This is a genomic window from Arthrobacter mangrovi, assembly GCF_026011795.1.
GTDB classification, from domain to species: domain Bacteria; phylum Actinomycetota; class Actinomycetes; order Actinomycetales; family Micrococcaceae; genus Crystallibacter; species Crystallibacter mangrovi.
In genome coordinates this window covers 333,993-357,976 of sequence record NZ_BRVS01000008.1, presented here as the reverse complement: position 1 = coordinate 357,976, position 23,984 = coordinate 333,993, and the positions used below count along the sequence as shown (strand labels likewise).

Here is a 23,984-nt window from a genome sequence, read left to right as displayed (position 1 = left end):
GACTGCCTCCCCTCCCGGGATTTCCCCATGCTCGTCAACCACTACAAGCAGGGCAACCTCGACCTCGACGCCTTCGTCACCGAACGCATCACCCTCGACCAAATCGAAGAAGCCTTCAACAAAATGCACGAAGGCAAAGTCCTCCGCTCCGTAGTGGAGCTGTAGGCCCACGGAATCGGGACGCCAACGACGACGGCGGCAACCGGCCGCGCGGGGACCTGCAGGTTCCGGCCGCGGCGGCTGCCGCCGTCGTCGTTGTTTGTGCCGGATTACTCCGGGGCGTAGCCCATCCGGGAGCTGATTTCCAGCCCGGCATGCTTCAGGTCCTCAAGCATGTCCGGCATTTCCTCCGGCTTGAACCTGAAGGCGGGCCCGGAAAGGCTGACGGCTCCGATGACCGCGCCGGCGTGGTCATGGACGGGGACGGCGACGGCGTTCAGGCCGATCTCGAATTCCTCGTACACCGCGGCGTACCCGGTGGAGGCGACGTCCATCAGCTGCTTCTCCAGCTCGCGCCGCGAGGTGATGGTGTTGGCCGTCTGCGTCGGCAGCCCGGTTTCCTTGAGGATCTTCTCGCGCTGCTCCGAGCTCAGGCCGGCCAGCAGGACCTTGCCGCTGGAGGTCGCGTGGAGCGGGGTGAGGCTGCCGATCCAGTCATGCGTGGCCAGCGACGAGGGGCCCATGGCCTGGTCGACGTTGACCGCATAGTTGGAGCGAAGGACGGCGAGGTTGACGGTCTCCTTGTACTTCTCGGCCAGGGCGTCCAGCAGCGGGCGGGCCTCCTGGACCAGGCTGAGGCGGCCGGGGATCGAGTTGGCCAGCCGAAGGATGCCGAAGCCGAGATGATACTTGCCGCGCTCGGAGTTCTGCTGGACCATGCCGCCCTGCAGCAGTGACGCGAGCAGGCGCGAAGCCGTGGACTTGTGCACGCCCATCTCGTCGGCGATTTCGCTGACGCCGGCGCCGCCGCGCCGGCGCAGGATTTCCAGGACGGCGATCGCGCGGTCCACGGACTGCACGCCGCGGCTCAGCTGCCCGGCGGTATCCTCGTCGTCGTAAACCTCAAGGTCTGCCATAAGCCCATCGTCTCAGAACCTTGGCGGAAGCGTGCATTTCCTGCGTTCCCGGCCCCGGTTACCGGGCTGCCGGTGTGCCGACGGCGGGATTCCGGGCAGTGTTGGCGGACCGCCAGGAGCCGAAGGACGAATAGTCTGCCGTGCCGGGTTCGCCCCACACGACGAGGACGCGCAGCGGGCCGGTGCCGGTATTCGCCAGGTCGTGTTCCGAGCCGACGGGCGCGAGCAAAGCGTCCCCGGCGGCGAGGTCATGGCTGGCGCCGTCGAGATGCATCCGCGCGGTCCCGTCCATGATGACGTAGAGCTCCTCAAGCGGCCGGTCCTCCCGGGCGTGGGCATGCATCCCTTCGGTCCCGCCGGGCGGAAGTTCCCAGACCTGGACGGCAACGGGCAGTTCGGACCGGCCGTGGAAGAGCCATTGCATCCGCACGGGCGCGCTGCCGCCGTGCAGGTCGTAGTCGAAGGCGTAGCTGCCCCGGCGTTCGAGCATGATGGGTCCTTCCATATGTGGTGGCGGCCGGAGGCTGCCCTGCGGCCGGCGGTACAAGCAAAGTACGACGGCGGATGGTCCCCTGTGGAGGCCATCCGCCGTCGCGGTGGGTTGCGTTATTGCGTTACCGGCCGCGGCCGGAGGGATCAGGAGGCGGGAGCCGCCGTGCGGGCTTCCGGACGGCCCTCGTCCTCGAGGCCGCCGGGTACGCTGACCGGGGTCTCTTCGTGGCGGGCTTCCTCGCAGTCGCCGTGCTCTGCAAGGAACTTCTCATCCGAGGTTCCGGCATGGATGCCCAGCGGAACGCCGGCCTTGATCCGGGAGCGGAAGCGCGGGTAGCCCAAGGCGAAGTACAGGGTGGCCGAGGTGAGCGAACCGGCCAGCCAGGAGAGGTCGACCCCGCCCATCGCCGTCGCGATCGGTCCCTGGAAGACCGGCATGGCGCCGTACATGAACATCCAGGTCATGACGATCCCCGCGAGGAAGGCGATGATGGCGGACGGGTTGACTGCCTTCAGGTGGGTGTCGCGCGGCGAGACGAACAGGTAGCTGAAGTTCTTGTGCTTGCGCTCGAAGATGAAGTAGTGGACCGCCATGATGCCGCCCCAGGTCGAGACCCACGCCGCGATCGCGATGACCCAGCTGTCGAGCAGGGTTGCGAAGTCCTCCGCGAAGAGGAACAGGATCACCGCGCACATCGAGAAGCAGCCGACGATGAGCGAGATCTTCTTCCGGGAGATGCGGACATCGAGGGCCTGGGTGGCGACGCCGAAGGTGTAGAGGTTGATGATGTTGGTGGCAATCGGGCCGTGGATGACCAGCAGGATGACCGGAATGGCGAGGCCGCCGAAGCTCTTGACGACCAGCTCGCCCGGATCGGCGCTGCCGTTCATCGTCGCGAGGCTCGCGCCGAGCAGGCCCAGCCACACGACCGGCAGGAACTGTCCGAGGACGGAGGCGAGGTACAGCTTGCGGGGAGCGATGCTCTTGGAGACGAAGCGGGAGTAGTCGGGGGCGTAGGTGAACCAGCCGATGCCCCAGCCGATGCCGATGGCGGTCATGATCCCGGACATCGCGGCAATGCGTTCGCCGCCCGTGAGCACGGCGCCTTCCGGACCGGCGTAGCTCCAGTCGATCGGCAGCTGCGTCCAGGCGATGAGGGACATGGCGATGAGGACGAGGACGGTCGGCGGCATGGTGATGCGCTCGAACTTGGCGATCGCGCTGTAGCCGCGGTAGCAGATGGCGACCTGGATGCCCATGATGATGGCCGCCACGGCGATCTTCCAGACCAGGTTCGACTCATTGGGATCGACCCAGCCGATCATGGCGAACAAGGCCATGACCAGGTCGAGGATGACCCACGTGTTCACCGCGGACCAGCCGACCGCGACGATTGCCTGGATGGCTGCGGGAAGGTAGGCGCCGCGCCGGCCGAAGGCGCCGCGGGCGAGCAGCATGCCGGTCGCCCCGGTCTTTTGGCCTAGCAGGACGAAGAAGCCGAAGCCGACCATTCCGATAATGTTGCCGACGACGAGTACCGTCATGGTGTCGGCGAGGCCGAGGCCCAGGTTGATGCCCAGGGCGCCGAGGATCCAGTTGATCGGTGCGACGTTGGCGCCGGCCCAGATCCAGAACTGCCCCGACAGCTTCGTGGTGCGGGACGACTCGGGAACGGGCTGAAGGACGTCTTCGACGTCGTGGGTAGCGCTCTCTGAGCTGGTTGCTGATCTAGTGCTCATTGCATCTCTCTCTCCAGGAGGCTGTGGGAGCTAAAGCCTTCAAACAGCATAGGTGTGATGTGTGCCATACCATATAGACGGTATGATCATGTTTCTCCGTTTTGGATTGACGGTTTGTCAAAGCGTATCCAAAGCGCGCCCTACTATCGACGAAAGATCGGCGTAATCCCATGGTGATCCGCTTAACTGAGGTGCTGGAGACCGAACTGGTCAAGCAGGCCCATCCGCGCATCCGGGCGGGCAAAGAGCTGGTGGACGCGGCGCAGGTGCGCTGGGTGCATTCCAGCGAGGTGCTCCAGATCGCTCCGCTGCTGAGGGGCGAGGAGCTCCTGCTGACCGGAGGCAGCGCACTGCTTGCCTTGAAGCCTGCCGCGCAGCATGACTACGTCCGCAGCCTCGCCGAACGCCATGTCACTGCGCTGGCGATCGAAACGGCTAGCCTGGGCCGGCCCTTGTCGGCAGACCTGGTGCAGGCCGCCGAAGAGGCAGGCCTGCCCCTGATCGAGTTCCAGAAGGTCGTGCCCTTCGTCGACGTCGCCGAGGAAGTGAACCGTCGGATCGTCTCCCAGCAGGTCACGGCCCTGCAGACAGCCGACGCGGTGTCCCAGCGCATCGCGGAGCGACTGGCGTCCTCCGGCCCTGCCCTGCAGCCCCTGCTGGAGCTGATCACGGAAGCCCTCCAGATCGGGGTCCAGCTCGTAGACGCGAACGGCGAGCTGCTCGAATCCGCCGGCGAACTCCCCGACGATTCGACGCCCGACTATTCCGAAGTCGACGTCGTGGTGGGAGGCATCGTCGCGGCCAAATTGAGGATGCACAGCCGTTCGGGCGTGGACCGGGACTATCTGAAGACCGTGGGGGAGCGGCTGACCAACATTCTTGCCCTGGCCATGTCCCAGCGCCACCGACCCACGCTGGCGCAGATCGCCGATACCGCCCTCATGCGTGCCATCGTCGCCGGGGCCGGTCCGACCCAGATCCGGGAGCTCTGCCGCACGGTCGGATTGGACATCGGCCGGCCCGTGTTCGTCCTGGTGTTCCGCAGCTTCGGGATGGCCCAGTTGCAGGGAGTAACCGAGCAGGCGCTGCGGCGGTGCTGCCCCGGCGTGCGGACCCATATGGACGGTGAGAACCTGTACGCGCTCGTCCCGCTGCGGCCCAACGGGACCCGAAGCAAGCGCTCGGAATTGCTGGAGGACCTGCGGGCCGCGCTCGCGGATACGCCCGTGGCAGGTGTGATGGGGCCGACCGTTACCTCGCCGGTGCAGGCCCCGTGGTCCCTCACCGAGGCAAAGCTGGCCCTGTCCCTCGGGCCGGCCACCGAGTTCAGGGGCAACATCCAGGACAGCGAGAACCTGGTCGTCGAGCGCCTCGGCGCCCATGATTTGCCGGGCGCCGTCATCGAAAGGCTGACCCAGGAAGTGCTCGGTGAGTTGCTGGCCTACGATCGGCGCAAGGGGACCAGCCTGCTGGAGACCCTCGACCAGTGGCTGACCTTCGGCTGTAATTCCACCGAAGCTGCCAAGTCGCTCTTCCTTGAGCGGCAGACCATGCACAACCGGCTGACCAGGGCGTTCGAGCTGCTCGGTGGAGACCCCCGGGGCAGCGGCAAGATGGCTGGACTGCACTTCGCAGTGCGGCTGGCCCGGACTTCGCTGGTGCCGGAGATCGTGGAATGATCGGCTCCAGCCGCCGAACGCTGGCATGGACATGCGATGGAAGGACAAGCAGATGATGGATCCGGGTTTTGAAGCTGCCGTCGAGGCCGCACGGAAGAGCCTGCGCGAAGGCGGGATACCTATCGGCGCAGCCCTGGTCCGCGACGGAGAGATCGTCGCCACCGGGCACAATGAACGCGTGCAGCAGTCGGATCCGATAGCGCACGGCGAGATGTCAGCACTGCGCGCCGCGGGCCGGCAGAAGACCTATCGGGATACCACCCTGTATACGACGCTGGCGCCCTGTGCCATGTGTACCGGAACCATCATCCAGTTCAAGATTCCCCGCGTGGTGGTCGGGGAAGCGGAGACGTTCGAAGGGGAGTTCGACCTGCTGCGTTCGCGCGGCGTCGAAATCACGGTCCTGGACGACCCGCGCTGCAAGGAGATGATGACGTCCTTCCAGCACGAGCACCCGGAGCTGTGGGCGGAAGACATCGCCGAATAGCCCCTCCGTGCGGATGGGCGCCTCTGGTTCCGCTACTTCGGAGGCAGGCCGCCCATCCGGACGGTAATCTGCGCCGCCGCCGCGCGGCAGGCTTCCGCCAGCAGCTGCAGGTGCTCGGCTGTGGTGCGGTAGCGGGGAGCGGCGAGCATGACGGCGGCCACGATGCTGCCCCGGTGGTCGTGGATCGGTGCGGCAACGCCGACCTCGTCCATGCTGGTCTCGCCGTAGTTGGAGGCATGGCCCTCGGTCGCCACAGTCTTCAGCCGCTCAATGAATTCGTCGATGCGGGCAGGCGTCGGCGATGGATACTCAATGACGCCGCTGGTGATCAGGGCGCGGGCACGCTCGGGATCCTCCGCGGCGAGGAACACCTGGACGCTTGCGCTCAGGGCCGTGTTGTAGCGGGTGCCCAGCGGGGAGGTGTGCTTGACCTGCTGGGGGCTGGGGATCTGTTCCACGCAGACTGAGCTGGAGCCCGTCCACGTGAGCAGCGCGCTGGTTTCCTGGGTCCGTTCGGTGAGTTCCCGCAGTACGGGATAGGCAACGCGGCGCTCGTCCAGCTCGGCCAGGAGAGGTCCTGCCACGCCGATCAGCCCAAGGCCCAGCTTGAACCGCCGGGACGTCTCGTCCCGTTCCACCAGGTCCTCCTGCTCCAAGGTGGAGAGGATCCGGGAGACCGTGCTTTTATGCAGGCCCACCCGGGAGGCAATCTCGGTCACGCCCAGGAGTGGCTCGTCCACGCTGAAGCAGCGCAGTACGGCGATGGCGTTGACGAGGACGGAGGCTCCGCGGGAATCGCCGTTGGCCGATTCGGAACCGTTGGCGGCTACGTTGTCTGGGTGGCGGTTCATGATGTCTACTATCTTCCCGGATATGGCTGCGGGTTGCGGCACGACCCGTGGCCGTGCCGCAACCCGCAGCGAGTCGCCTGACTAACTAGGCATCGACCTAACTAGGCATCGACGATGTTGTGTTCCGGACCGAAGCCGAACTTGGTGATGTTCTCGACCTTGTCCTCGCCGATGACGAGGATGTCGTGCTCGCGGTAGCCGCCGGCACCGGGCTGGCCGTCGGCCACGGTGATCATCGGTTCCATCGAAACGACCATGCCCGGCTCGAGCACGGTGTCGATGTCCTCGCGCAGTTCCAGGCCGGCTTCGCGGCCGTAGTAGTGCGAGAGGACGCCGAAGGAGTGGCCGTAGCCGAACGTGCGGTTCGGGAGCAGGCCGTAGCCGATGTAGATTTCGTTGAGTTCGGCGGCGATGTCCTTGCAGACGGCGCCGGGCTTGATGAGTTCGAGGCCGCGGCGGTGGACCTCGACGTTGATGTTCCACAGGCGCAGGCTTTCCTCGTCCGGCTGGCCGAGGAACATGGTGCGCTCCAGGGCGGTGTAGTAGCCGGAGGTCATCGGGAAGCAGTTCAGGGACAGGATGTCGCCGCGCTGCAGCTTGCGGGTGGTGGCCCAGTTGTGGGCGCCGTCGGTGTTGATGCCGGACTGGAACCAGACCCAGGTGTCGCGGACTTCGCGGTGCGGGAAGGTCTTGGCGATTTCGTGGACCATGGCTTCGGTGCCGATGAGCGCGACTTCGTATTCGGTGATGCCTTCGCGGATGGCGGCCTTGATGGCCTCGCCGCCGAGGTCGCCGATGCGGGCGCCGTGCTTGATGACCTCGATTTCTTCGGCGGACTTGATCATGCGCTGGCGCATGGCGTCCTGGGAGACGTCGAGGAGTTCGGCGCCGTCGAAGGCGGCCTGGATGCGCTGGCGGGTCATCAGGGGCAGGGCGTCGTCCTCGACGCCGATGCGCTTGGCGGTCACGCCGCGCTGGCGCAGGGCTTCCTGGAGGCCGAAGTAGAAGTTGTCGCGCTTCCAGTCGGTGTAGACGATGTTCTCGCCGTAGCTGGTGCGCCACGGCATGCCGGCGTCGATGTTGGCGGTCACGGTGACCGAGTCATCGGCGGTGACGACCAGGGCGTAGTTGCGGCCGAACGTGGTGTAGAGGAAGTCGGAGTAGTACTTGATGCCGTGGTAGCTGGTCAGGATCACCGCGTCGAGATCCTTCGCGGCCATGATCTGGCGCAGACCGCCCAGGCGGCGCTCGAATTCAGCGTCGGAGAAAGTCAGCTGCTGCTTGGAGCCGTTGTGCAGGACCTTCAGGCGCTCGAGTTCGGAAACGCTGGTGGCGGCGGTGTTGGCGATGGTCATCGTCAGTCCCTTCTGAATGGGGTTTGGATTGCTTGTCGTGCTGACTGAAAGTCTGAAGGTTGCGTTCACTGCAACCTTGTTGCACCAGATTATGTGTGAGGGTGTTCACTGTCAAGGGTTTTTTGTGGCGTTCGTCGCATTTCCCGTTACGGCTGCAACAGTGTTGCTCACTGACCTAACGACCGGCCCGGGAAACGAGAATCGGACGGCCCCCGCAACGGCGGGGACCGTCCGATAAAGCGTTCGGGTCAGCGTCCGGACAGGCCGAATTCCGAGGTCAGCGCGGTCGACATGGCTGACCGGGCGCGCTTGAGCAGCGTAATGCCCTTATCGGCCGTCGCGGCGGCCGCCGAGGACAGGCAGCCGGACTCCGGGGTCAACTCGGGCCGGACCGGAAGCACGTCATAGTTCGGCATGACTGCCGGCGGAGCGTCTACGACCTTGGCCATGTCCACCTTTTCCGGGAACAGGTGAAGCATCAGCGAGGTCTCGAGGACGCCGCCGTGCTCAAGGTCCCAGCCAGTGAAGCCATCCGGGTAGAGTTCGGCGATCGTGGCATCGTCGATAAAGTCCCAGTAGGAGAGCAGGACAACCTTCATGTCCTCGATCCCGGCCAGCTGCAGCTCGCGCAGGGCAAGGTCGACACCCTCGTAGAGGAACTGGTAATTCTCGAAGTGGCCGTTGATGAACGCGATCTTCCGAGCGCCATGCCGGGCAAACTCAAGGGTGAGGGTCTTGGCGATCGAGATGATCGTTGCCGCGTCCAGGCTCGTGGTGCCAGGCAGGTGGTTGCCGCCGCCGGAACGCTGCTGTGACTTGTAGCCGTAGACCACCGGCGCGGCCACTAGCCCGCGCAGCTCCTCCGCCACCTGGCCGGCCATGGCCCGGGACAGCAGGACGTCGACGTTCAGCGGCATGTGCGGGCCGTGCTGCTCGATGGAGCCCACCGGGATCAGGACCACCGTCTCTTTCCGGGCGACGGCTTCGCGGTAGCTGAAGGCGTCGAGGTCTTCCATGTAGACGCTTTGTCGCATCGTTGTTCCATTCTGTTCTGTTGGATCCGGGTGAAGGATAAGGGAAATGAGCTGCCGGCGGGAGTGCCGCGCGCAGTCACTGGTGTTGCAGGGGCATCCGGCTGGTTTCCCTGGACAAGGCAACGGCGACCAGGGATACGAGCGCGGCGGCCCCCAGGTACCAGGCCGGGGCGAGGGCATTGCCGCTCAGCGATATGAGCAAGGTGGCGACGAAGGGGGCCGTTCCACCGAAGAGCGCGTTGGAGAGATTGAAGCTGACCGCGAAACCGCTGTAGCGGATCTTCGTGGGGAACATTTCGGCGAGGAAACTGGGCAGCGTGCCGTCGTTGAGGGTGAGCATGCCGCCCAGCAGGACCTGCACGAGGACAATGACCAGGAAGCTGCCGGTTTCCAGCAGCATGAAGGCCGGGACGGTCAGCGCCACGAAGAGCAGGGACGCACTGATGAGCACCTTCTTCCGGCCGAAGCGGTCCGAGAGCATGCCGGTGCCGAAGATGAAGCCGATGTAGGTCAGCAGTGCGATGGTCGTCGCGAGGTAGGACTCAGTCGTGCCGAGGCCGAGTTCCTCCGACAGGTACGTGGGCATGTAGCTGAGGATGACATAGAAGCCGACGGCGTTGAGCAGCACTGCGCCGACCGCCAGCAGCAACTGCCGCCAGTGGTTGAGGAGCAGGCTCTTCACCGGCGCTGCTTCGGAGTGTTCCTCGACTTCGAGTTCGCGGAAGGCGGGGGTGTCCTCGAGCTTGGTGCGGATGTAGCGTCCGATCAGGCCCATCGGGGCGGCCAGCAGGAAAGGCAGCCGCCAGCCCCAGGAGTGAAGCTGGTCTTCCGAGAGCAGCCCGGTCAGTCCGGCAGCCAGCAGCGAGCCCAGCAGCAGGCCGGTGGCCGTGCTGGCCGGAACCACGGCGGCATAGAGGCCGCGGCGGTGCGCCGGCGCATATTCGACCAGGAAAGCGGAGGCCCCTGCGTACTCGCCGGATGCGGAGAACCCCTGCACCACGCGGACGATGAGCAGCAGTGCCGGAGCCCAGAGGCCGATCGCATCGTAGCCCGGGATCAAGGCGATGCAGAACGTGGACAGGGACATGATGAGGATCGACAGCGAGAGCGCGTTCTTTCGGCCGACCCGGTCGCCGATGTGGCCCCAGATGAATCCGCCCATGGGACGAACGAGGAATGAGATTGCGAACAAGGCAAAGGTGGAAAGCAAAGCCGTCTGGGGGTCGGCTTCGGGGAAGAAGACGACGGCGATTGTGGCGGCCAGGTAGCCGTACACCGCGTAATCGAACCACTCGACGAAGTTGCCGATGAAGCTGGCTCCGATGACACGGCGGCGGACCTGCGGATCAACGGCCGGACCGCCATTGGTCCGGGTCTGTCCGACGATGTCGGCCTGGGAAGGAAGATTAGTCATGTTTCTCACGGAGGTTGAAGGGGCGGCGCTGCTGGCCGCGTTATCACGGTCTGTCATGGGGAGAACCACCAAGTTGTCAGTCGTTGCGATAAGTGCAACCTTGTTGCAGCAGACTAGGGTGTGGTTCGCGTCACTGTCAATGGATTCCGGCCTCGATGGGCAGCCGGCACGGCAATATTACGACGGCGTCCGGACGGCTTCAGAGTGCGGCTGCACTCGCGTTGCGGTTATGTTTGCCGCAACCTCGTCGCACGCAGCGCGACGAGGGGATCTGCGGGATGGTCCGCAGGAACGAGTCAGGCCTTGGGGACCCTGCGCCGCTGCTGGGGAGCGGGGGCCAGGTAGCGCCGGTGGATACGGGGGCCGAATATTGCGTAGACCGCAGCACTGGTCAGGCCGCCGGCCAGCCATGACAGGTCGAGCCCCTTAAGGGCAACTGCGATCGGACCCTGGGTCGCTGGGAGCAGCCCGTACATGAACAGCCAAGTGGCGCAGATGCCGGCGAGCAGGGCCCCGATGCCTGCCCAGTTCATGACCGGAAGCCGCGGGGTGCCGACCGGGTCGAAGAGCCGTTCCGTGTCGGCCGGGTGCCGGCGGTCGATGTAGTAGTAGTGCACCAGCATGATGCCGCCCCAGGCTGCGACCCAGGCAACAAGGCCGATCAGCCAGGAGTCGAGGACGGCGGCGAAGTCTTCCTGGTAGATGAAGAAGATGACCGCGACCAGGGCAAAAACGCCGACGATCAGGTTCAGGGCCTGCCGCTTGGCGCGAACGTCCAGCGCCTGGGTCGCGACCGAGAACGTGTAGATGTTCAGGATGTTGGTCGCGATGGGCCCGTGCAGGACCATCAGCAGTACGGGGATGGCCAGCGCGCCATAGTTCTCCACGATCAACTCGCCGGGATCGATGCTCCCGCTCTTGGTGGCAAGGCTGGCACCGAGGACGCCGAGCCAGACCACCGGGAGGAACTGGCCCAGGACGGAGGCGAAGTAGAGGCGCTTCCGCGGCACGGCGCGGGAGACGAAGCGCGAGTAGTCGGCCGCGTAGGTGAACCAGGTGATGCCCCAGCCGATGCCAATGGCCGTCATGACGGCGCTCATGGCGGCGATCCGATCCATGCCGGTAAGGATCTCGCCGGGAGGGCCCGCATACGTCCAGTCAATGTCCATGCCGAACCACGCGACGACGGACATGGCCGTAAGGACCAGGATGGTCGGCGGAACGGTCCAGCGCTCGAAGGCAGCGATCGATTTGTAGCCAAAGAATGCGATCAGGACCTGGAGGACCATCAGTCCCGCGGCGACCGCGATCTTCCATCCGTAGTTGGGCTGGTCGGGATCCACCCAGCCCAGCTTGCCGAACAGTGCCATGACCAGATCCAGGATGATCCAGGTATTGATGGCGCACCAGCCGATGCCCAAGGTCGCCTGGATGGCGGCCGGAAGGTAGTTACCCCGTCGTCCAAACGCCGCGCGGGCCAGGACCATGCCGGTCGCCCCCGTTTTTTGGCCGAGCAGGACGAAGAAACCGAACAGGGCCATGCCGATGAAATTACCCAGAACCAGGACCGTAATGGTGTCGGCGAAACCCAGTCCAAGATTGATGCCCAGTGCACCCAGGACCCAGTTGATCGGGGCGAGGTTGGCGCCGGCCCATATCCAGAACTGACCGGAGACCCTCGAGGTGCGGGCGTCCTCCGGGATTGGCTGCAGCTGCTGCTCGATGTCCGTGCTGGTTGCGGCAGCTGGGGCCGCATGGTCCTGGGGCATGGCATCCTCCTGGTCCGTGACGTATCAGCAACGATAAGTGATCTGCCTCACACTGGCCACAGGGGGAGCTCTGTTTTTTTGCTACAGAACCTTGCGGATGGTCTCCTCGAAACTGCTGATGTGCTCCAGGGCGAGGTCCGCGGCCTGGTCCGCATCGCCGTCGACAATGGCCTTCAGTAGCCGCACATGCTCGGTGATATGGCCCGTGACCGAGGGCACCTTGTCGAGGACCAGGCACCAGATCCGGGTGGCGAGGTTGTCGAGCCGGATGAGGGTTTCTTCCAAATGCGGGTTTCCGGCCGCGTGGTAGATGCTGCGGTGCACGCTCAGGTCGTAGCGCATAAGGTCGGCGGCCTTGCCGAGGCCCTGCTCGTCGAGGCGCTGGATGTCTTCCGCCAGCACGGACAGCTCCTGCCGCATGGCTGCGTTCGCGCTCAGGGCGGCTTTTCGGGCGGCCATGGGTTCGAGTACGCGGCGCAGTTCGGACACGTCGGCCAGGGCGGTGATGTCCACGATGGTGGCGAAGGTGCCGCGGCGTGGATAGGAGACGACGAGGTGGTCCATCTCCAGCCGCTTCAGCGCTTCGCGCACGGGGGTGCGTCCGATGCCGAGGGCCGTGGCGAGCTGGCCGTCGTTGATCGGTTCGCCGGGCCGGATGTCGAGCATGATGAGCCGGTCCCGCAGCTCGCGGTAAGCGCGTTCGGCCAGCGACAGGGCCGCGTCAGTTGTTTCTGCAGCGGCGGTTACGCTCATGATCTGCTCTCCTCGGGTGCCTTATGACGGGTTATGTCGAAGTCACATTTTATTGCTGTTGACTCCCTGTGATCCACAGCATACCATTTCAACCAGCACTGATATATCAGTCAAACATTAGTCTTTAGTTCTTGAAGGAGAGGCCGGATGACGAACCTGTCAACAACCTTGGCCGCGGCGGACCCCGAGGTCGCAGCCGCCATTGGACGCGAGCTTGAGCGGCAGCAGTCGACGCTGGAGATGATTGCCTCGGAGAATTTCGCGCCGAGCGCCGTGATGGAAGCGCAGGGCTCCGTCCTGACGAACAAGTACGCCGAGGGATACCCGGGCCGGCGCTACTACGGCGGCTGCGAGCACGTTGACGTGATCGAACAGCTGGCCATCGACCGGGTGAAGGCCCTCTTCGGGGCTGAGGCTGCCAACGTCCAGCCGCATTCGGGCGCCCAGGCCAACGCCGCCGCCATGTTCGCGCTGCTGAACCCGGGCGATACGATCCTCGGACTGGATCTGGCGCACGGCGGCCACCTGACGCACGGCATGAAGATCAACTTCTCGGGCAAGCTCTATAACGTCGTCTCCTACGGCGTCTCCGAGCAGGACCACAGCATCGATATGGCAGAGGTGGAGCGGCTGGCCGTGGAGAACCAGCCCAAGCTGATCGTGGCCGGTTGGTCCGCTTACACCCGCCAGCTGGATTTCGCCGAGTTCCGCCGGATCGCCGACAAGGTCGGCGCCTACCTGATGGTGGACATGGCGCACTTCGCCGGCCTGGTGGCAGCGGGACTGCACCCGAACCCGGTGCCGTTTGCCGACGTCGTCACCACCACCACGCACAAGACCCTCGGCGGCCCGCGCGGCGGCGTCATCCTGTCCAAGCAGGAGCTGGCCAAGAAGATCAACTCGGCCGTGTTCCCGGGGCAGCAGGGCGGCCCGCTGGAGCATGTCGTTGCCGCCAAGGCCGTGGCGTTCAAGGTTGCCGCGTCCGAGGACTTCAAGCAGCGCCAGCAGCGCACTCTTGAAGGGGCCCAAATCCTCGCGGAACGGTTGCTGCAGGGCGACGTCGCCGAGGCCGGAATCAGCCTGGTGAACGGCGGCACCGACGTGCACCTGGTGCTCGTGGACCTGCGCCACTCCGAACTGGACGGCCAGCAGGCCGAGGACAGGCTCCACCGGGTCGGCATCACGGTCAACCGCAATGCCGTCCCCTTCGACCCCCGTCCGCCGATGGTTTCCTCCGGCCTGCGGATCGGCACCCCGGCGCTGGCCACCCGCGGCTTCGGCGCTGCGGAATTCACCGAGGTCGCCGACATCATCGCCACTGCCCTGACGCACGAACTGACCGAGGAGCTCGCTACCGAGCTGCGCGGGCGGGTGGGCGTCCTGGCCGACAAATTCCCCCTCTACCCGAACCTGAACGGAGCCGAGTAATGGCTGATCTGCTGCCTGAGCATCCGGATTTCCTCTGGCGGAATCCCGAGCCCAAGTCTTCCTACGACGCCGTCATCGTCGGCGGCGGTGGCCACGGCATCGCCACCGCCTACTACCTGGCCAAGAACCACGGGATGACGAACATCGCCATCCTGGAACGCGGCTGGCTGGCCGGCGGGAACATGGCCCGCAACACCACGATCATCCGCTCCAACTACCTCTGGGACGAATCCGCCGCGATCTACGAGCACTCCCTCAAGCTCTGGGAGCAGCTGCCGGAGGAACTCGAGTACGACTTCCTGTTCAGCCAGCGCGGCGTGCTTAACCTGGCCCACACGCTGGGCGACGTCCGCGAGTCGGTCCGCCGGGTCGAGGCAAACAAGCTCAACGGTGTCGACGCCGAGTGGCTGACCCCGGAGCAGGTCAAGGAAGTCTGCCCGATCGTCAACATCGGCGACGACATCCGGTACCCGGTCATGGGTGCCACCTACCAGCCGCGTGCCGGTATCGCCAAGCACGACCATGTCGCCTGGGCCTTCGCCCGCAAGTGCGACGAGATGGGCGTGGACATCATCCAGAACTGCGAGGTGACCGGCTTCATCAAGGACGGCAACCGCGTTGTCGGCGTCGAAACCTCCCGCGGCCGGATCCTCACCGACAAGGTCGGCCTGGCCGCCGCCGGCCACTCCAGCGTGCTGGCCGAGCTCGCCGGCTTCCGGCTGCCGATCCAGTCCCACCCGCTGCAGGCACTGGTTTCGGAGCTGTTCGAGCCGGTCCACCCGACAGTGGTCATGTCCAACCACGTGCACGTCTACGTCTCCCAGGCCCACAAGGGCGAGCTGGTCATGGGCGCGGGTATCGACAGCTACAACGGCTACGGCCAGCGCGGTGCCTTCCACGTGATCGAGGAGCAGATGGCCGCCGCCGTCGAGCTCTTCCCGATCTTCGCCCGGGCGCACCTGCTGCGCACCTGGGGCGGCATCGTGGACACCACCCTGGACGCCTCGCCGATCGTGAGCACGACGCCGGTCGACGGTGTGTTCGTCAACTGCGGTTGGGGGACCGGCGGCTTCAAGGGCACCCCGGGCGCCGGCTACACCTTCGCGCACACCATCGCCACCGGTGAAGCACACCCGCTGAACGCCCCGTTCGCGCTGGACCGCTTCGAGACCGGCCACCTGATCGACGAGCACGGCGCCGCCGCCGTGGCCCACTAAGACGTAAGGATTCCTCACCATGATCCTCATTGAATGCCCCAACTGCGGCCCGCGGGACGAGACCGAGTACCACTACGGCGGCCAGGCCCACGTGGCCTACCCCGAGGACCCGAGCCAGCTGACCGACAAGGAATGGGCCGAGTACCTGTTCTACCGCGACAACCCCAAGGGCCTGTTCGCGGAGCGCTGGGTCCACACCGGCGGCTGCCGCCGTTGGTTCAACGCGGTGCGTGACACCGTCACCTACGAATTCAAGGCCGTTTACCGCAGCGGCGAACCTCGCCCGGACCTGGCGTCGCTGAGCCAGGCAGAGAACAACAAGGAAGGAGCCGCGAAGTGAGCACCACCCAGTCCCACCGCCTGGCCGAAGGCGGCCGCATCGACCGCGGCGCCGAGCTGACCTTCACCGTGGACGGCAAGTCCTACGCCGGCTACCAAGGCGACACCGTGGCCAGTGCCCTGCTGGCCAACGGGGTGCTGCGCTGCGGCAACTCGATGTACCTGGGCCGTCCGCGCGGCATCATGAGCGCCGGTGTCGAGGAAACCAACGCGCTGATCCACGTCTCCGCGTCCGGACCGGCCAACCCGGTCGACGAGTCCATGCTGACCGCGACCACGGTGGCCCTCCGCGAGGGCCTGGAAGCCCGCTACCTCTCCGGCCTGGGCACCCTGGACCCGCGCGATGACACCGCACGGTACGACAAGAAGTACGTGCACGCCGACGTCGTCGTCGTCGGTTCCGGCCCGGCCGGACTGGCCGCCGCCCGCGAGGCCGTCCGCGGCGGAGCCCGCGTCATCCTGATCGAACAGGACGCAGAGTTCGGCGGCTCGCTGCTGGCCCAGCCGCAGGCCCGGATCGAGGGCAAGCCCGCGCAGGAGTGGGCTGCCGAGGTGCTGGCCGAGCTGGCCGCCGCCGAGGACTGCACGCTGCTGAAGCGCACCGTGGCTTTCGGTTCCTATGACTCCAACTACCTGCTGGCCAACCAGAACCGCACCGGCCATGCCGGCGAAGCGCCGGAAGGCGTCTCCCGCAGCCGGCTCTGGCACATCCGTGCCGCGCAGGTGGTGCTCGCGCCGGGCGCGCTCGAGCGGCCGATCACCTTCGCGAACAACGACCGGCCGGGCGTCATGCTCGCCGGCGCCGTGCGTACCTACGTCAACCGCTACGCCGTGGCACCGGGCCGCAACGTGGTCTTCTTCACCACCAATGACAGCGTCTACGACGCGGTGGAGGACCTGGCCGCAGCCGGCGTGCAGGTTGCCGCCGTCGTCGACGCCCGTGCCGAGCTGTCCGCCCGGGCGGCGGCAGTCCGCGAGGCCGGCGTTGAGGTCATCACCGGTTCCGCCGTGGTGGACACGGAAGGCGCCGAGCGCATCTCCGCCGTCGGCGTCAGCGCTATCGACGAGGCCGGCACCCCGACCGGCGAAGTCCGCCGCATCGAGGCCGACCTGCTCGCCGTCTCCGGCGGCTGGACCCCGACCATCCACCTGCACAGCCAGCGCCAGGGCAAGTCCCGCTGGGACGACGCCCTCGCCGCCTTCGTGCCGGTGGCCCCGGTGGCCAACCAGCACGTGGCGGGTGCCCTGAACGGCACCTACGACACGGACAGCTGCGTGCTCGAGGGCCTCGTGGCCGGGCGCACTGCGGCGAAGGCCTCGGGCTTCCCGGTCTCCGGGGATACCGTGCTCGCGCCGTCCGAGGAAGTCCGCCGCGCCGCCGCGGGTACGTTCCGCCAGCTGTGGCTGGTCTCGGGAACGGGCGAGGACTTCTCCGCCCACTTCGTGGACCTGCACCGCGACCAGAGCGTCAAGGACGTGCTGCGCGCCACCGGTGCCGGCATGCGCAGCGTGGAGCATGTGAAGCGCTACACCTCCATCTCCACCGGCGACGAGCAGGGCAAGACGTCGGGCGTCAACGTGATCGGCGTGATCGGGCACGCGCTCAAGAGCGGCGACATCGGAGGCATCGGCACCACGACGTACCGCGCCCCCTACACCCCGGTGGCCTTCGCCGCCGTGGCCGGCCGCAAGCGCGGCGAGCTGTTCGACCCGGCCCGCATCACCTCGATCCAGCCGTGGCACGTGGCCCAGGGCGCCCTGTTCGAGGATGTCGGGCAGTGGAAGCGGCCCTGGTACTTCCCGAAGCCGGGCGAGGACATGGACACCGCGGTGCTGCGCGAGTGCGCCGCCGTCCGCGATTCCGTCGGCTTCATGGACGCCACCACGCTGGGCAAGATCGAGGTCCGCGGCAAGGATGCGGCCGAGTTCCTGAACCGCGTCTACACCAACGGCTACACGAAGCTGAAGGTCGGGATGTGCCGCTACGGCGTCATGTGCACCCCGGACGGCATGATCTTCGATGACGGCACCGTGATGCGGCTGGCAGAGGACCACTTCCTGCTCACCACCACCACCAGCGGCGCCGCGAAGGTCCTGGACTGGTTCGAGGAGTGGCTGCAGACCGAGTGGCCCGAGCTGGACGTTGTGGCCACCTCGGTGACCGAGCAGTGGGCGACCGTCGCCGTCGTCGGGCCGAAGTCCCGCGCCGTCGTCGCCAAGCTGGCACCGGAACTGGACGTCACCAATGAGGCGTTCCCGTTCATGGCCTTCCGCGACACCACCCTGGCCTCCGGAGTTCCTGCCCGGATCGCCCGGGTCTCCTTCTCCGGCGAACTGGCCTACGAGATCAACGTGCCTGCCTGGTTCGGCCTGCACGTCTGGGAATCGGTGGCAGAGGCCGGGGCCGAGTTCAACATCACCCCGTACGGCACCGAGACCATGCACGTGCTGCGCGCCGAAAAGGGCTTCATCATCGTCGGCCAGGACACCGACGGCACGGTGACCCCGCAGGACGCCAACATGGAGTGGATCGTCTCCAAGGCGAAGGACTTCGTGGGCAAGCGCTCCTACTCGCGCACCGACAACGTCCGCGAGGACCGCAAGCAGCTGGTCGGTGTGCTGCCGGTCGACAAGTCCTTCCGCCTGCCGGAAGGTGCGCAGCTGGTCAACCAGGGCACCCGGGTCGCCCCGGCCGAAGCGCCGGTGCCGATGGAGGGCCACGTGACCTCCAGCTACCACAGCGCCGCCCTGGGCCGGTCCTTCGGCCTGGCCCTGGTCAAGAACGGCCGCAACCGCATTGGAGAGACGCTGCAGGCACCGCTGGACGGCCAGCTTGTGGACGTCGTCATCGCAGAACCCGTACTTTTCGACCCCGAAGGGAGCCGTCGTGATGGCTGAAGTAATGACTGACATTTCCCAGCTGCGCCGCAGCCCGCTGGCCCACCTGGAAGACGTCCTCCGCGAGGGGACCGTGGCCGGTGAGCGCGCCGTGTCCCTGCGCGAGATTCCGTTCCTGACGCAGGTCGGCCTGCGCGCGGAGCCGGGCTCGGCCGCAGCCAAGGCGCTGGAGAGCGCGGCCGGCGTGCCCCTGCCGACCAAGGTGGGCGAGACCACGGGCGATACCGACGGCAGCGGCGGCATCGCGGTGCTCTGGCTGGGACCGGACGAGTACCTGCTGGTCGCACCGGAGGGCTCCGACGCCGTGGCCAAGCTGACCGCGGCCCTCGGCAGCGAGCCGGGCGCCGTCGTCGACCTCTCCGCCAACCGCACCACGCTGGAACTGAGCGGACCCTCGGCCCGCAAGGTCCTGGAGACCGGCTGCCCGGCGGACCTGCACCCGCGGGTCTTCGGTCCCGGCACCGCCGTGACCACCACGATCGGGCTCGTACCGGTGCTGCTCTGGCAGACAGCGGAGGAGAACGGCTCGCAGACCTACCGGATCCTGCCGCGGGCGTCCTTCGCGGACTTCACCGCACGCTGGATCCTGGATGCGATGACGGAATTCGCCGGGCCCGAGGTCGACTGATGGCACTGAGTGCCCTTGACCTGTTCTCGGTCGGCATCGGCCCCTCCTCTTCCCACACAGTGGGGCCGATGCGGGCGGCCCGGCAGTTCACTGCCGGGCTGGAGCGGGACGGCCAGCTGCAGTCCGTGGCGCGCGTGCGGGCCGAACTCTTCGGTTCGCTCGGCGCCACGGGCTGGGGCCACGGATCCGACAAGGCCGTGATCCTCGGCCTCCAGGGCGAAGACCCGGAGACCGTGGACACGGACACCGCCGATGCGCGGGTCAAGGAAACGGTGGGCGGCCGCAAGCTGCTGCTGGCTGGCACCCACCCCGTGGAGTTCGACGGCGATGCGGACGTGATCCTGCACCGGCGGCGTTCCCTGCCGGCCCACCCGAACGGCATGACCTTCTTCGCCTTCGACGACGGCGGTGTCCTGCTGCGCGAGCGGACCTACTATTCCGTGGGCGGCGGCTTCGTGGTCGACGAGGACGCCGCCGGGGCGGACCGGGTGGTGCAGGACGAGACGCCGCTGCCGTACCCGTTCACCACGGGGAAGCAGCTGCTGGAGCACTGCCGCCGCGAGGGCAAGTCCATCGCGCAAATCATGCTGGCCAACGAGCTGTCCTGGCGCAGCGAGGAGGAGCTGCGCTCGCGGCTGCTGCACATCTGGTCGGTCATGCAGGAATGCGTGGAAAACGGCTGCACCCGCACCGAGGAAAGGCTGCCCGGGGGACTGAAGGTCCGCCGTCGTGCCCCGGGCCTGCGGACCAAGCTCCGCGAGGCGGAGGCCGCGGCCGCCGCCGGTGGCGCGGCGCAGTCTGACCCCCTGTGGGCGATGGAGTGGGTGAACCTCTACGCGCTGGCCGTGAACGAGGAGAACGCTTCGGGCGGCCGGATTGTCACCGCTCCCACCAACGGGGCGGCGGGCATCATTCCGGCAGTGCTGCACTACTACACGCGCTTTGTCCCGGGCGCCAACGACGACGGCGTGGTGGACTTCCTGCTCACGGCGGCGGCGGTGGGGATCCTGTTCAAGGAGAACGCGTCCATCTCCGGTGCCGAGGTGGGCTGCCAGGGCGAAGTCGGCTCGGCCTGTTCCATGGCCGCCGGCGCGCTGTGCGCGGTCACGGGCGGAACCCCGGAGCAGGTGGAGAACGCGGCGGAGGTCGGTATCGAGCACAACCTCGGCTTGACCTGCGACCCGGTGGGTGGACTGGTGCAGATCCCGTGCATCGAGCGGAACGCCATCGCCAGCGTGAAAGCCATCAACGCCGCGCGGCTGGCCCTGCAGGGGGACGGCGAACACAAGGTGTCGCTGGATCAGGCGATCAAGACGATGCGCGAGACTGGCAAAGACATGAAGATCAAATACAAGGAGACGTCCCGTGGTGGCCTTGCCGTCAACGTTATCGAATGCTGAACTGAACAGCGTGAAAACTCCAAATAGCGCCAACGAACTGGTCCTGACCCTCGATTGTCCCGAGGGGGCCGGCATTGTCCACGCGGTCAGCGCCGTCCTGCTCGAGCACGGGTGCACGATCGTTGAACTCAAGCAGTTCGACGACCGCCGCTGGGGCCACTTCTTCATGCGGGTCCACGTGGCGTCCGCCTCCGGCGAGCCGCTCGACGAGGAAGCCCTGCGGCGGGACTTCGTGCCCGTGGCCGAGCAGTTCAAGATGAACTGGCAGCTTGGCCAGCACGCGGCGAAGAAGCGCGTGATGGTCATGGTGTCCAAGTTCGGGCACTGCCTGAACGACCTGCTCTACCGTGCCCGCACCGGGGAACTGCCGGTCGACATCGTCGCCGTCGTGTCCAACCACCTGGACCACCAGCGGCTCGTGGAATGGCACGGCATCCCGTTCTTCCACATCCCGGTCACCAAGGAGACCAAGCCGGAGGCCGAGGCAAAGCTGCTGGAACTTGTGGACAGGTTCGAGGTGGAACTGGTGGTGCTCGCGCGCTACATGCAGGTGCTGAGCGACCAGCTCGCCACCCGCATGGCCGGCCGCGTCATCAACATCCACCACTCCTTCCTGCCTAGCTTCAAGGGTGCCAAGCCTTACCACCAGGCGTACGAGAAGGGCGTGAAGACCGTCGGCGCGACCGCGCACTACGTCAATGCCGAGCTGGACGAGGGCCCGATCATCGCCCAGCAGGTTGTTGCCGTTGACCACACCTTCGGTCCCGAGGACCTCGTTGCCGCGGGCCGCGACACCGAGTGCAAGGCGTTGTCCGACGCCGTGAAGTGGCACTGCGAAGGCCGCGTCATCCTGCACGGCAACCGGACCGTGGTACTGCGGTAGGACAACTTATCACGGCGGATCTCCCGCCCGGTTCCGTCTGGCGGCGGCCACCCACAAGGTGGCCGCCGCCGTCGTTAATCCACCCCTCGAAGACGCTGTTCCTTCCCGTTCCCGCGCCTTCCGGGCTCGCCCCGCCTTCCACACCCTTCCGCGCCCGCCCCGCCCAGCAGCGCGTGCCCGACGCCGGTGTGATTTCTTGCACTAATGTAAGTTTGCACTTGTGAAAAGTTTGCCGTACTGACAATATAGTTCGGTGAGTCAACCAATTTCCCTGCGTGAGCGGAAGCGTGCCGAGACCTGGTCCGCATTGCACGCCGCCGCTTCGCAAACCGCGCTCGAGAAGGGTCTGGAGCACGTCGGCGTCGAGGCCGTTGCGGCCGCGGCCGGTGTCTCGACCCGCACCTTTTTCAACTACTTCCAGTGCAAGGAAGATGCTGTCCTCGGGCTGCAGGAGCCGTCCGTCGACGATTCCATGCTGGCCAGCTTCAACGTGGAGGGCGATCTGCTGGAGCAGGTCAGCCACCTGATGCTGAGCGTGCTGCAGTCCATCCAGGGCGGCGCCTCCGGCGAAAACCGGCACGCGATCCTGCACAAGTACCCGCATCTGGCGCACCGGCGGTTCCAGTACGTCGTCAAGGTGGAGCAGCTCGTTACCGGGATCGTCACGGAGCAGCTCGCCTCCTCGCAGCGCTGGGCCAGCCGCCGGGACGAGCCCTACAGCGTCGAGGACGTCGCCAAGACCATCGTGATGGTGGCCGGCGCCGGACTGCGCAACGTTATGCAAAAGACCATTTCCCGTCCCACCCGCGAATCCCAGTTCGATGCCCTTGATGAGGGGCTTGCGCTGATGCGGTCGGTCCTGAAGGAACTTCTATGACAACATCCCCGAACGCCGCCGGGACCAAGCACGGGAACCTCGCGCTGGTCTTCGTGGCCCTGGTGCTGGCCATGCTGCTGGCCTCCCTGAACCAGACGATCCTGGGCACGGCCCTGCCGACCATCGTCGGCGAACTCAACGGCGCCACGCTGATGCTTTGGGTGATCACCGCCTTCATCCTGGCCTCCACCGTCATGATGCCGATCTACGGCAAGCTCGGCGACTTGATGGGTCGCAAATGGCTCCTCGTCGGCGCCATCTCGATCTTCCTGGTCGGCTCGGTCATCGGTGCGCTGGCGCCGGACATGGGTTGGCTGATCGCGGCCCGCGTGGTGCAGGGCCTCGGCGGCGGCGGGCTGATGATCCTGTCGCAGGCCATCATTGCCGACGTCGTTCCCGCCCGTGAGCGCGGAAAGTACATGGGCGCGATGGGTGGCGTCTTCGCATTCTCCTCGGTCGTCGGCCCGCTGATCGGCGGGTGGCTCACGGAGGGGCCGGGATGGCGCTGGGCTTTCTGGTTCAACGTGCCCCTCGGCGTACTGGCGCTGTTCGGCGCCATCTACTTCCTGAAGTCCCCGGCGCGACGGGGCCGTCCTACGCTCGACGTCTGGGGCATGATCCTGATGGCGCTGGCGACTACCGGCCTCGTGCTTATCAGCAGTTGGGGCGGCAGCACCTTGGACTGGGACGACCCTCGGATGCTCGCCCTGATCGCCGCGACCGTGCTGGCCGCCGTCGGCTTCGTCATGGTGGAGCGGCGCACGGCGGAGCCGATTATCCCGATGGAGCTGTTCAAGGACCGGAACTTCAACCTGGCGACGATCTCCGGCCTGCTCGTCTCCGTGGCCATGTTCGGCGCGATCGGCTATATGCCGACATACCTGCAGATGGCAACCGGCGCATCGGCGACGGAAGCCGGCCTGCTGATGATCCCGATGATGGCCGCGCTGCTGGGCGCCTCGGTGACCTCCGGTTCCCTGGTGTCGAAGACCGGCCGCTACAAGTGGATGCCGATTGCCGGCACCGTCATCGTGGCCGGCGCGCTGCTCCTGATGGGAACCGTCCACGCGGAGACCGCGGTCTGGCACATCTGCGTCAACCTCGGCGTACTGGGCCTCGGCCTGGGCCTGAACATGCAGATCCTGGTGCTGATCGTGCAGAATTCCTTCCCGCTGCGGCAGGTGGGAACAGCGACGGCGGCCAACAACTTCTTCCGCCAGATCGGCGCCACGCTGGGGTCGGCCGTCGTCGGCAGCCTGTTTGCGCACCGTCTGGTGGAACTGCTCACGGAGCGGCTGCCCGCGGCGGGCTCCGGGGGTGCGGGCGGCGCGAACTCGCTGACGCCGGAACTGGTCCACGGACTGCCGGACCCCGTGCGCAGCCTCGTGGTCGAGTCCTACAACGGCGCCTTGATGCCCTTGTTCGCCTACATGGTGCCGCTCGTGCTGATCGCGACGGTGCTGTGCTGCTTCGTCAAGGAGAAGCCGCTGGCCACCTCGCTGGAGCCGGACCTGATGCCGGAGTCGCTGTCCGAAGGCAACGTCCTGATCAACTCGGAAGACGCCGGCCGGCGTTAGCCGAAGGCCGCCCCCCGCAACGACACCGCTACAACGAGCCCACCGGCCGGACACCCGCGAGGGTGCCCGGCCGGTGGGCTCGTCCAT

The 23,984-nt window shown here is 66.5% G+C and carries 20 protein-coding genes and 1 pseudogene; 12 read left to right on the top strand and 9 right to left on the bottom strand.

Features of this window, described 5'->3' with window-relative positions:
- A pseudogene (locus tag AHIS1636_RS11260) lies at nucleotides 1-165 on the top strand (S-(hydroxymethyl)mycothiol dehydrogenase); the annotation flags it as partial.
- Between the two features lie 104 nt (nucleotides 166-269).
- Here AHIS1636_RS11260 and AHIS1636_RS11255 read toward each other — a convergent pair.
- The 3 genes from AHIS1636_RS11255 to AHIS1636_RS11245 all read right to left on the bottom strand — a co-directional run bounded on the left by AHIS1636_RS11255 (nucleotide 270) and on the right by AHIS1636_RS11245 (nucleotide 3,308).
- Nucleotides 270-1,076, bottom strand: coding sequence for an IclR family transcriptional regulator (locus AHIS1636_RS11255; RefSeq protein WP_264795901.1), 807 nt, complete (start codon nucleotides 1,074-1,076; stop codon nucleotides 270-272).
- A 58-nt stretch (nucleotides 1,077-1,134) separates the two neighbouring features.
- Nucleotides 1,135-1,566, bottom strand: a complete 432-nt coding sequence (locus tag AHIS1636_RS11250; protein WP_264795900.1) for a cupin domain-containing protein — start codon at nucleotides 1,564-1,566, stop codon at nucleotides 1,135-1,137.
- A 146-nt stretch (nucleotides 1,567-1,712) separates the two neighbouring features.
- Complete coding sequence (locus tag AHIS1636_RS11245; RefSeq protein WP_264795899.1) at nucleotides 1,713-3,308, bottom strand: purine-cytosine permease family protein; 1,596 nt, start codon at nucleotides 3,306-3,308, stop codon at nucleotides 1,713-1,715.
- Between the two features lie 173 nt (nucleotides 3,309-3,481).
- Between AHIS1636_RS11245 and AHIS1636_RS11240 the strand changes: the two genes are divergently transcribed.
- Both AHIS1636_RS11240 and AHIS1636_RS11235 read left to right on the top strand, forming a co-directional pair.
- Nucleotides 3,482-4,987 carry a PucR family transcriptional regulator gene (locus AHIS1636_RS11240; protein ID WP_264795898.1) on the top strand — a complete coding sequence of 502 codons (1,506 nt, stop codon included), beginning with the start codon at nucleotides 3,482-3,484 and terminating at the stop codon, nucleotides 4,985-4,987.
- 25 nt (nucleotides 4,988-5,012) lie between these two features.
- A complete protein-coding gene (locus AHIS1636_RS11235; protein WP_264795897.1) occupies nucleotides 5,013-5,474 on the top strand; it encodes a nucleoside deaminase in 462 nt (153 codons plus the stop codon).
- A gap of 32 nt (nucleotides 5,475-5,506) precedes the next feature.
- Here the strand turns inward: AHIS1636_RS11235 and AHIS1636_RS11230 are convergent, their stop codons facing one another.
- The 6 genes from AHIS1636_RS11230 to AHIS1636_RS11205 all read right to left on the bottom strand — a co-directional run bounded on the left by AHIS1636_RS11230 (nucleotide 5,507) and on the right by AHIS1636_RS11205 (nucleotide 12,650).
- Nucleotides 5,507-6,325 (bottom strand): IclR family transcriptional regulator, encoded by an 819-nt coding sequence (locus AHIS1636_RS11230; RefSeq protein WP_264795896.1) that lies wholly within the window; start codon nucleotides 6,323-6,325, stop codon nucleotides 5,507-5,509.
- 101 nt (nucleotides 6,326-6,426) lie between these two features.
- Nucleotides 6,427-7,680 carry an aminopeptidase P family protein gene (locus AHIS1636_RS11225; RefSeq protein WP_264795895.1) on the bottom strand — a complete coding sequence of 418 codons (1,254 nt, stop codon included), beginning with the start codon at nucleotides 7,678-7,680 and terminating at the stop codon, nucleotides 6,427-6,429.
- A 248-nt stretch (nucleotides 7,681-7,928) separates the two neighbouring features.
- Nucleotides 7,929-8,714, bottom strand: a complete 786-nt coding sequence (locus tag AHIS1636_RS11220; RefSeq protein ID WP_264795894.1) for a creatininase — start codon at nucleotides 8,712-8,714, stop codon at nucleotides 7,929-7,931.
- Nucleotides 8,715-8,790: 76 nt separating this feature from the next.
- Entirely contained in the window at nucleotides 8,791-10,128 is a 1,338-nt protein-coding gene (locus AHIS1636_RS11215; RefSeq protein WP_264795893.1) for an MFS transporter, read from the bottom strand.
- Between the two features lie 296 nt (nucleotides 10,129-10,424).
- Nucleotides 10,425-11,897: a purine-cytosine permease family protein gene (locus tag AHIS1636_RS11210; protein WP_264795892.1), complete on the bottom strand. Its 1,473-nt coding sequence runs from the start codon at nucleotides 11,895-11,897 to the stop codon at nucleotides 10,425-10,427.
- Between the two features lie 81 nt (nucleotides 11,898-11,978).
- A complete protein-coding gene (locus AHIS1636_RS11205) occupies nucleotides 11,979-12,650 on the bottom strand; it encodes a GntR family transcriptional regulator (protein ID WP_264795891.1) in 672 nt (223 codons plus the stop codon).
- Nucleotides 12,651-12,797: 147 nt separating this feature from the next.
- Between AHIS1636_RS11205 and glyA the strand changes: the two genes are divergently transcribed.
- The 9 genes from glyA (at nucleotide 12,798) to AHIS1636_RS11160 (ending at nucleotide 23,897) form a co-directional block, all read left to right on the top strand.
- The gene (glyA, locus tag AHIS1636_RS11200) at nucleotides 12,798-14,078 is read left to right on the top strand and encodes a serine hydroxymethyltransferase (protein WP_264795890.1); all 1,281 of its coding nucleotides are present in this window, start codon (nucleotides 12,798-12,800) and stop codon (nucleotides 14,076-14,078) included.
- Entirely contained in the window at nucleotides 14,078-15,295 is a 1,218-nt protein-coding gene (locus AHIS1636_RS11195; RefSeq protein ID WP_264795889.1) for a sarcosine oxidase subunit beta family protein, read from the top strand. The genes glyA and AHIS1636_RS11195 overlap by 1 nt, the downstream gene beginning before the upstream one ends.
- Nucleotides 15,296-15,314: 19 nt before the next feature.
- Nucleotides 15,315-15,635, top strand: coding sequence for a sarcosine oxidase subunit delta (locus AHIS1636_RS11190; RefSeq protein ID WP_264795888.1), 321 nt, complete (start codon nucleotides 15,315-15,317; stop codon nucleotides 15,633-15,635).
- Nucleotides 15,632-18,532: a sarcosine oxidase subunit alpha family protein gene (locus tag AHIS1636_RS11185; RefSeq protein WP_264795887.1), complete on the top strand. Its 2,901-nt coding sequence runs from the start codon at nucleotides 15,632-15,634 to the stop codon at nucleotides 18,530-18,532. The genes AHIS1636_RS11190 and AHIS1636_RS11185 overlap by 4 nt, the downstream gene beginning before the upstream one ends.
- On the top strand, nucleotides 18,525-19,160 hold the full coding sequence (locus AHIS1636_RS11180) for a sarcosine oxidase subunit gamma (protein ID WP_264795886.1): 636 nt from the start codon (nucleotides 18,525-18,527) through the stop codon (nucleotides 19,158-19,160). Before AHIS1636_RS11185 ends, AHIS1636_RS11180 begins: the two co-directional genes overlap by 8 nt.
- Complete coding sequence (locus AHIS1636_RS11175; protein ID WP_264795885.1) at nucleotides 19,160-20,560, top strand: L-serine ammonia-lyase; 1,401 nt, start codon at nucleotides 19,160-19,162, stop codon at nucleotides 20,558-20,560. Before AHIS1636_RS11180 ends, AHIS1636_RS11175 begins: the two co-directional genes overlap by 1 nt.
- A gap of 10 nt (nucleotides 20,561-20,570) precedes the next feature.
- A complete protein-coding gene (gene purU, locus AHIS1636_RS11170; RefSeq protein WP_264795884.1) occupies nucleotides 20,571-21,443 on the top strand; it encodes a formyltetrahydrofolate deformylase in 873 nt (290 codons plus the stop codon).
- A gap of 253 nt (nucleotides 21,444-21,696) precedes the next feature.
- Nucleotides 21,697-22,320 (top strand): TetR family transcriptional regulator, encoded by a 624-nt coding sequence (locus AHIS1636_RS11165; protein ID WP_264795883.1) that lies wholly within the window; start codon nucleotides 21,697-21,699, stop codon nucleotides 22,318-22,320.
- Nucleotides 22,317-23,897: an MDR family MFS transporter gene (locus AHIS1636_RS11160; RefSeq protein ID WP_264795882.1), complete on the top strand. Its 1,581-nt coding sequence runs from the start codon at nucleotides 22,317-22,319 to the stop codon at nucleotides 23,895-23,897. Before AHIS1636_RS11165 ends, AHIS1636_RS11160 begins: the two co-directional genes overlap by 4 nt.
- Nucleotides 23,898-23,984 lie beyond the last annotated feature (87 nt).